The sequence below is a fragment of the Paraburkholderia sp. RCC_158 genome, assembly GCF_041355255.1.
Taxonomy (GTDB): Bacteria; Pseudomonadota; Gammaproteobacteria; order Burkholderiales; family Burkholderiaceae; genus Paraburkholderia; species Paraburkholderia graminis.
In genome coordinates, this window is the sequence record NZ_JBFUPM010000002.1 from 602,983 (window position 1) to 610,303 (window position 7,321).

A 7,321-nucleotide genomic window follows, 5' to 3' on the forward strand; every position below is an offset into this window, starting at 1 on the left:
TCGAATGAAAATCGCAAAGAACACCGTCGTGTCGGTCGCTTACAAGCTGTCGGATGCGCAGGGCAATCTGATTGAAGAAAGCGACGAGCCGATGGTCTATCTGCACGGCGGCTATGATGGCACGTTCCCCAAGATCGAGGAAGAGCTCGACGGCCACGAGGCCGGCTTCGAGACCCAGATCCAGCTGGAGCCGCAAGACGCATTCGGCGAGTACGACCCGGAACTCGTGAAGATCGAACCGCGCAATCGCTTTCCGGAACCGCTCGAAGTCGGCATGCAGTTCGAAGGCACGCCGGAAGAAGGCGATGACGACCTCGATTCGCTCGTCTACGTGGTGACCGACGTCGCTGAAGACAAGGTCGTGCTTGACGGCAACCATCCGCTCGCCGGCATGGCGCTGCGTTTCGCGTTGACCGTGAAAGACGTGCGTCCCGCGACCGAAGACGAAATCCAGCACGAGCATGCGCATGGCGCGGATGGCCTGGAAGTGCTCGACGAAGACGACGACGCGGACGACGAGAGCGGCAAGTCAGGGCCCACGCTGCACTGAGTGCGGCTGCGAGCCGGTAGCGCCTGAGCCGGCCGCACCTGAAGTGCCTGAAGCGCCTGAAGCGCTGGAGGCTCCCGGCGCACTCCGCTGCCCTGGCGGAGTCGATGTCGCGGGTCCGTATCCGCCGCCGCCCTGATCGGCCGGAATGCGCGGCAACTGATCGAGTTGCTGCGAGTCCGGTTGTGACTGGCCGGGCGTAGGAAGAAGCGGCGGCAAGTCGGACGCCGGCCCGAGCGACGGCACCGCCGGCATCGAAGCGGCGGGCTCGTCCCTCGGCAACACAGGCTGCGTCGTGGGCATCGGCATATGCCGCGGCACCTCGCGCACCGTCACGCGGAACGGCGGTTTTCTGCCGAAGTCCGCATCAATCTGAATCCACTGGTTAAGACGATCATGCGGCGCGAGCGCGATACGCGTGAGGTTCGTCACCAGATTCCCTTTGTCATTGCGTAGCGGCTGGTCGATTGCGAAGCCGGCGCTCGCGTGTTCGTCGTCGGAATGGACGACGAGCACCGGTCCGTGGAAGATCTGCGCGAGCTTCACGAGGCTGCGCTTGAACTCGAGGAAGCCGTCGCGGCGCGGATTGCGTCCGAAGCGCAGCCATGCGAAACGCTCTGGCCGTTCATAGCGCTCGGCGTCGGGGTCGCCCTGAATGAACACGACGATCGCGCGTGCGTCACGGCGCTTCGCAAATTCGCCGGCATGTTCGAGCCAGAATGCGTTGGCGATCACGCGGTCTTCGAATTCTCCGTTGCGCCCGCCGGCGGTCAGATAGTGATTGTTGGGGCTCGGCGCATTGAGCCCGACGAACACGGTGTCGCCTAGCTGCCAACGCACATTCTCGCGATACGGACGAAAGCGCGATACCTCGCTCTCTCGCGTCAGTGCAAGCGGGTTCTGGCCCATCGAGTTGGCATCGCCGAGAAGCGTCTGGCGCAACTGGTCGAGCCGTTCGACCGGGTCGAAGCCGCCTGCCTCGGCGCTCGCGCAATCGACCCAATCGTGCTGGCCTGGAACAAAAAACAGCGCGGGCCGCGACGTTTCCAGCACCGCGTGGCGCCGTTCATACAGCGCATCGCGGCAGGCTTCTTTCGGGCCTTTCAGATTGCCGTCGTAGACGATAAAAGAGACGTCGCGTTCGCGGCCGATTGCGTCGATGAGCCGCTGGGTCGGGGCCTCGTCGGCGGGACTTTGCATCGTGTTCGCGATGACCGCGAAGCTGTAGTTCGGCGCGGCTGCATGGGCACGCGGTGTGGGAAGCAGAAGTGCGAAGGCGAGCGCGGATACGAGACCTGCAATGCGCAGCCCAACTCTGCTCGCTACCCTTGGCGCCATAGCTATAGCCAACCCCGCGCGGAATTCGCGCGGACGCTCGGCCAGACCGCGTGCCTCAATGATCCGCATCCGGCGCAGCGGCCAACTCGTGTAGTTCATACAGCAGATCGAGCGCTTCGCGTGGCCGCAGATCGTTCGGATCGATGCCGCGCAGACGCTCGACGAGCGCCTGCATAGCCGGCGACGCGTCAGCAGTTTGCGGCTCGTCGTCCGCATCTTCGAGCAGCATCGGCGACGGCGCCGCGAACAGATCGAGCTGCGGCGCCGGTTGCCCCGCGGACTGCTGCTCGAGATACGCAAGATGCTTGCGCGCCGCGCGAATCACCGCGTTCGGCACGCCGGCCAGTTGCGCGACCTGCAAACCGTAGCTCTGGTTCGCCGGACCTTCGTTGACGGCGTGCAGGAACACGATGCCATGTCCGTGTTCCACCGCCGACAGATGCACGTTCGCCGCTTGTGGGAATTCCGCCGGCAACTGCGTGAGTTCGAAGTAGTGCGTCGCGAACAGCGTATGGCAACCGTTATGCGCAAGCAGATGCCGCGCGATGGCCCACGCGAGCGCGAGGCCGTCGAAGGTCGACGTGCCGCGGCCGATTTCATCCATCAGCACGAGGCTTTGCGGCGTCGCGTCGTTAAGAATCGCGGCCGCTTCGGTCATCTCGACCATGAAGGTCGAACGGCCGCCGGCGAGATCGTCCGCCGCGCCGATGCGTGTGAAAATCCGGTCGATCGGCCCGAATGCCGCACGCCGTGCCGGCACGTAACTGCCGACGTACGCAAGCAGCGCGATCAGCGCCGTCTGGCGCATGAAGGTCGATTTACCGCCCATGTTCGGGCCGGTGATCAGCAGCAGTTTGCGCTCGGGCGTGAGCGTGCAGTCGTTGGCGATGAATTGCTCGACCTGCGCCTCGACAACCGGATGCCGGCCCTGTTCGATCTCGATGCCTGCATCGAGCGAGAAGCTCGGCGCGACCCAGTCGAGCGCGCGAGCGCGTTCGGCAAAAGCGGCGAGCAGATCGAGCTCGGCGAGCGCCGACGCGACGCGCTGGCAGTCCGGAATGAACGGCAACAGCGCCTGCAGCAGCGAGTCGTAGAGCGAACGCTCGCGGGCAAGCGCGCGTTCCTGCGCGGACAGCGCCTTGTCCTCGAACGTCTTCAGTTCCGGCGTGATGTAGCGCTCGGCGTTCTTCAACGTCTGACGGCGGCGATAATCGTCCGGCACCTTGTCGGTCTGGCCGCGCGTGACCTCGATATAGAAGCCGTGCACCTTGTTGTATTCGACGCGCAGATTGCCGATGCCCGTGCGTGTGCGTTCACGCGTTTCCAGATCGATTAGGAACTGTCCGCAGTTCTCCGAAATATCGCGGAGTTCGTCGAGTTCGGCGTCGTAGCCGCGCGCGATCACGCCGCCGTCGCGGACCATCGCGGCCGGCTCTTGTGCGATGGCGCGCGTGAGCAACTCGACGCACGCTTGCGGCGGCTCGAGCGACGCGTCGATGCGCGCAAGCGATTCCGCGTTCGACGAAACGGCCGCGAGCCTCGCACGCAGTTCGGGCAGCGCGATGAAGGTGTCGCGCAAGCTCAACAGATCGCGCGGGCGTGCCGACAGCAGCGCGAGACGGCCGGTGATCCGCTCGATGTCCGAGATGTGCCGCAGTACGCCGCGCAGCGAGTCGACGTCCGTGCCCGCGCCCGCGGGCGCTTCGAGCAACGCGCCGATAGCCTGCTGACGCGCGCGTGCAACCGCCGATTCACGCGGCGGATGATGCAGCCAGTGACGCAGCAAACGGCTGCCCATCGTCGTGCAGCAGGTGTCGAGCAGCGAACACAGCGTGGGCGATTCGGTGCCGCGCAAAGTCTGCGTGATTTCCAGGTTGCGCCGCGTCGCGGGGTCGAGGCCGATATATTCCGATTCGTACTCGACCTTCAGACTGCGCACGTGCCGCAGTTGCTGGCCTTGCGTGGCCGCCGCGTACAAGAGCAACGCGCCGGCCGCGCCGCACGCGCAGGTGAGCGAATGCGCGCCGAAGCCGTCGAGGCCCGCGACTTCCAGTTGATCGCACAAGCGCTGCGTGCCCGAGGCGACGTCGAAATGCCATCCGGGCACGCGCGTGAGCGCGCGAGCGCCCGTAGGCGGCGTCCAGCTCGTGGAATCGGCCGTCGTGTCGGCGACCAGAATCTCCGCCGGGTCGATGCGTTCCAGCGCGGCGGCCACCTGGTCGGGCGCGACTTCGGCGAGCCGCAACGCGCCGCTCGCGAGATTCAGCCACGCGAGCCCGACGCTCGTCGCGACGCCGCGGCGATTGTGCGCGACGCACATGGCCAGCAGGAAGACGTCGCTCTTGTCGGACAGCAGCGCGGCGTCCGTGAGCGTGCCCGGCGTGACGACGCGCACGACCTTGCGTTCGACAGGACCTTTGGACGTGGCCGGGTCGCCGATCTGCTCGCAAATCGCGACCGATTCGCCGAGCTTCACGAGCTTCGCCAGATACTGTTCGACCGCGTGATGCGGCACGCCCGCCATCTTGATCGGATTGCCCGCCGACGCGCCGCGTTGCGTGAGCGTGAGGTCGAGCAGACGCGCGGCTTTTTCGGCGTCGTCGAAAAAGAGTTCGTAGAAGTCGCCCATCCGGTAGAACACGAGCGTGCCCGGATGCTCCGCCTTGATGCGCAGGTATTGCTGCATCATCGGCGTGTGCTTTGAGGTGTCTTGCGTAGTGTCGTCGTTAAGCTGCATTACTTTTTAAATCAATCACTTGGCTTGTGTAACGTACCTGACCTGTCACCGCGCACCAACATCAAAAGTGGAAAACACCTAGCGGGTCTTTTATCGCGTATAAAAAAGGGGGAAAATAGTGGAAAACATTTTCCACGTTTCAGCCTTTTCCCACACGATGGCGACCCCCGACACGATACCTGAAACTGAGTCCGCAGACGGCGTGACATTTCGCACTCACAGCGACGCGATGACACTCCCGGCGCCTCCTGCTGAGGGGAAACGCACAAGCATTGATTATCGGCACGAAGTGGATGCAGGATTCTATGTTCGGGTGATGCGACCAAACAAAAAAGGGGATGTTACTCGCTCGTGGGTCGCACGGTACACGGACGGCGCGGGAAAAAAGCCAAAGAAGGCATTCGCACTGGTGTCCGAGATGCTGATGAAGGATGCTCGCAAGAAGGCGGAGGAACTGCGCGACCAGGCACGAGACGAGCGAAAAGGCCTAGCATCGGCGCCGGTGAAGATAGTGACTCTGCGCGACGTGTACAAACGATACATCGGTTTGCGGACCGAGCTGAGCGATACGACACTCGATGGATACGCCGATTCGCTCAAACGACTCGATGCAGCGTACGAGGACGAGGTTGCGGAAAAGAGGCGAGAGCTGGACGAATGGCGGGCTCGCCTAACGGCAGACCCGACCAGGAAGCATGGACCGAAGCTAGTCGAACAGCTGGAAAGAGAACTGCTCGACCTTGAACGCAGTCACGACCCGGAATTCGAGAATGTCGCCGACCGCAATGTCGACAGCCTCGACGCGGACTGGTGGGCTCGTAAATATCTGCACATGATGTCGAAGCACGGCATCGCGTCTGCGAAAACGAGTGCGCGGTTGGCGCACGCACTGTACGGGGCTCACTATGGCAACACTCGTATCAACCCCCTCCGTGAACTGAAATCGAAGGCTGTTGGCCTCTATAACAAGAGTCAACCAAAGCAGCGCATCATCCCGCGAAAGCAACTGAAGATTTTCTGGAACTGGTTGCATACGCAGGCTCAGCCGGCGCAACGCGATTTCATGCTCATGGCTCTCTTCACCGCGCTGCGCAGCAGTGTCATTGCACAGTTGCGCTGGGAAAACGTGAACATGGTCGATAAAACGTACTATGTTCCTGCGGACGAGCGTGGCAACAAGTCGAAGCGGTATTACTGGATGCCCATTCCAGAATATGTCTACGAGAAGGTTTTCGTACCCCGCTATGCTGCACGCGGTGGTTCCCCTTGGGTGCTCGGCAGTCCGCGTTTTCAAGAGAAGCCTCTTGTGAGCATTCGCGGAACACTCCAGGGCCTGTTTGCGGTCACCGGCATTCACGTGTCGCCACACGACCTGCGCCGCACGTTCTCGACACTGGCGCACCAGCTTTTGAAAAATACGGTGTTGGTCGGGCGCATGCTGACGCATAGCTTGACCAAGACTGACGACAATGCAGCCGTGACTTCCGGTTACATTGTCCACGACGTCGATGACCTAAGGGAGGGCTACAACGCCGTAGCCAAATTCATCATCGACCAAGCGATTGCGGAATGAGGCACCCGCGCGGGCGGGGAGTACATTACAGGGTGCCAGACTTGCACGGGAGTGTACCGGTGACGTCCGACGATTTAATTTCCATCGCGCAGGCAGCAGAACTGCTTTTTGTGTCGCGGCCGCACGTGCGAGAGCTGATTGCCCGCCGTGATTTGCTCGCAGTTCAGTGCGTAGACGGAGAGCTACGTATCCGGCGAGTCGACGTGCTCACGTACAAAGAGCGGCAGCTCGCTGACGCAAAAGCTTGGCTATCCATCCAAACGGAAGAAGAGTAAATGACAAACCCGCCGGGTGGCGGGGCTGTGTATAGGCGGCGACAGAAGGGTTACACGTGCTCTTCAATGAGCGTGTCGCTGATGCCCCCGTTCATCCGACGCGGAGTGTACGTGCCGCCCTCGATTCCGAGCGCCTTGTCGACCGCGGCTTTGTCAGCCGACGTCATGCGCTTGAGGAATTTGAGGAAATCGCTGTCCGCTTCGAAAAACGAACGCAGGACTTCTTCGATGAGTTCGCCACGTTCCACTGGCGTCGCGTACGATTGCTGATAGAAGACGCGGTACTGCTCAATCGAAGTACGGGTCGAGAGTTTGAGGCTGACGTTCAGGCGGTCGGTCGGGTCGATGACGGTGAAATTTTTTGAGAGCGGGCATTTGAGCCTCCGTGAGAGTGTTTGTTTTCACCCTCTGCCCATGCGCTGCTCGCTTCGGGTGTACATCGTATAAGCACCGCGAAAAAACAGCTCACCACCTTTTGCTCGAATTCCGGCCTTTTATCTGCTCTTCAGAGTGAACGCCCTAACAATATTTTGGGCACTCACTGCACAGGCGCAGTACAAGTCGCGTGCACCAGCCGTCACCGCGCCTCCCATACCCACTGCATCTCATCTACCTGGGCACGTGCGAGCTGCTAGAGCAGCTCGTGGGCGCGAGCGCGCGGCTAGCGCGGGAGTGCCGGGTTTCCATCTGCTATCAAGAGCGGCCCGCCGGGCCGCTCATCTGGCAGCTTTTGACCGAGACACGCCAGCGCGTTTCAAGTCACCCCTTGCATGCTGCGTATTTCGGATGAAGGTGACCGGCCGTTTCGGGATCGTGACCGGCGATTTCGGCAACGTGACCGGCCGTTTCGG

6 protein-coding genes are annotated in these 7,321 nt (G+C 62.1%); 4 read left to right on the forward strand and 2 right to left on the reverse strand.

All coding sequences use genetic code 11. From position 1 onward, the window contains the following. The first annotated feature begins 4 nt into the window (after nt 1-4). Entirely contained in the window at nt 5-550 is a 546-nt protein-coding gene (locus AB6809_RS07060; RefSeq protein WP_006051465.1) for a peptidylprolyl isomerase, read from the forward strand. Here the strand turns inward: AB6809_RS07060 and AB6809_RS07065 are convergent. Together AB6809_RS07065 and mutS are read right to left on the reverse strand one after the other, a co-directional pair. After that, a complete protein-coding gene (locus tag AB6809_RS07065) occupies nt 530-1,954 on the reverse strand; it encodes a hypothetical protein (protein ID WP_371026166.1) in 1,425 nt (474 codons plus the stop codon). The genes AB6809_RS07060 and AB6809_RS07065 overlap by 21 nt on opposite strands. Next, a complete protein-coding gene (mutS, locus tag AB6809_RS07070; RefSeq protein WP_371026157.1) occupies nt 1,941-4,622 on the reverse strand; it encodes a DNA mismatch repair protein MutS in 2,682 nt (893 codons plus the stop codon). Before mutS ends, AB6809_RS07065 begins: the two co-directional genes overlap by 14 nt. Nucleotides 4,623-4,740: 118 nt before the next feature. On the opposite strand from mutS, the gene AB6809_RS07075 reads away from it, so the two are divergent. The 3 genes from AB6809_RS07075 to AB6809_RS07085 are packed head-to-tail and all read left to right on the forward strand — an operon-like array spanning nt 4,741 to nt 6,835. Further along, nucleotides 4,741-6,195 (forward strand): tyrosine-type recombinase/integrase, encoded by a 1,455-nt coding sequence (locus AB6809_RS07075; protein ID WP_371026158.1) that lies wholly within the window; start codon nt 4,741-4,743, stop codon nt 6,193-6,195. A 59-nt stretch (nt 6,196-6,254) separates the two neighbouring features. Beyond that, nucleotides 6,255-6,470, forward strand: coding sequence for a helix-turn-helix domain-containing protein (locus tag AB6809_RS07080; RefSeq protein ID WP_344676292.1), 216 nt, complete (start codon nt 6,255-6,257; stop codon nt 6,468-6,470). A 56-nt stretch (nt 6,471-6,526) separates the two neighbouring features. Continuing rightward, nucleotides 6,527-6,835, forward strand: coding sequence for a hypothetical protein (locus AB6809_RS07085; RefSeq protein ID WP_371026159.1), 309 nt, complete (start codon nt 6,527-6,529; stop codon nt 6,833-6,835). The last annotated feature ends 486 nt before the right edge of the window (nt 6,836-7,321 follow it).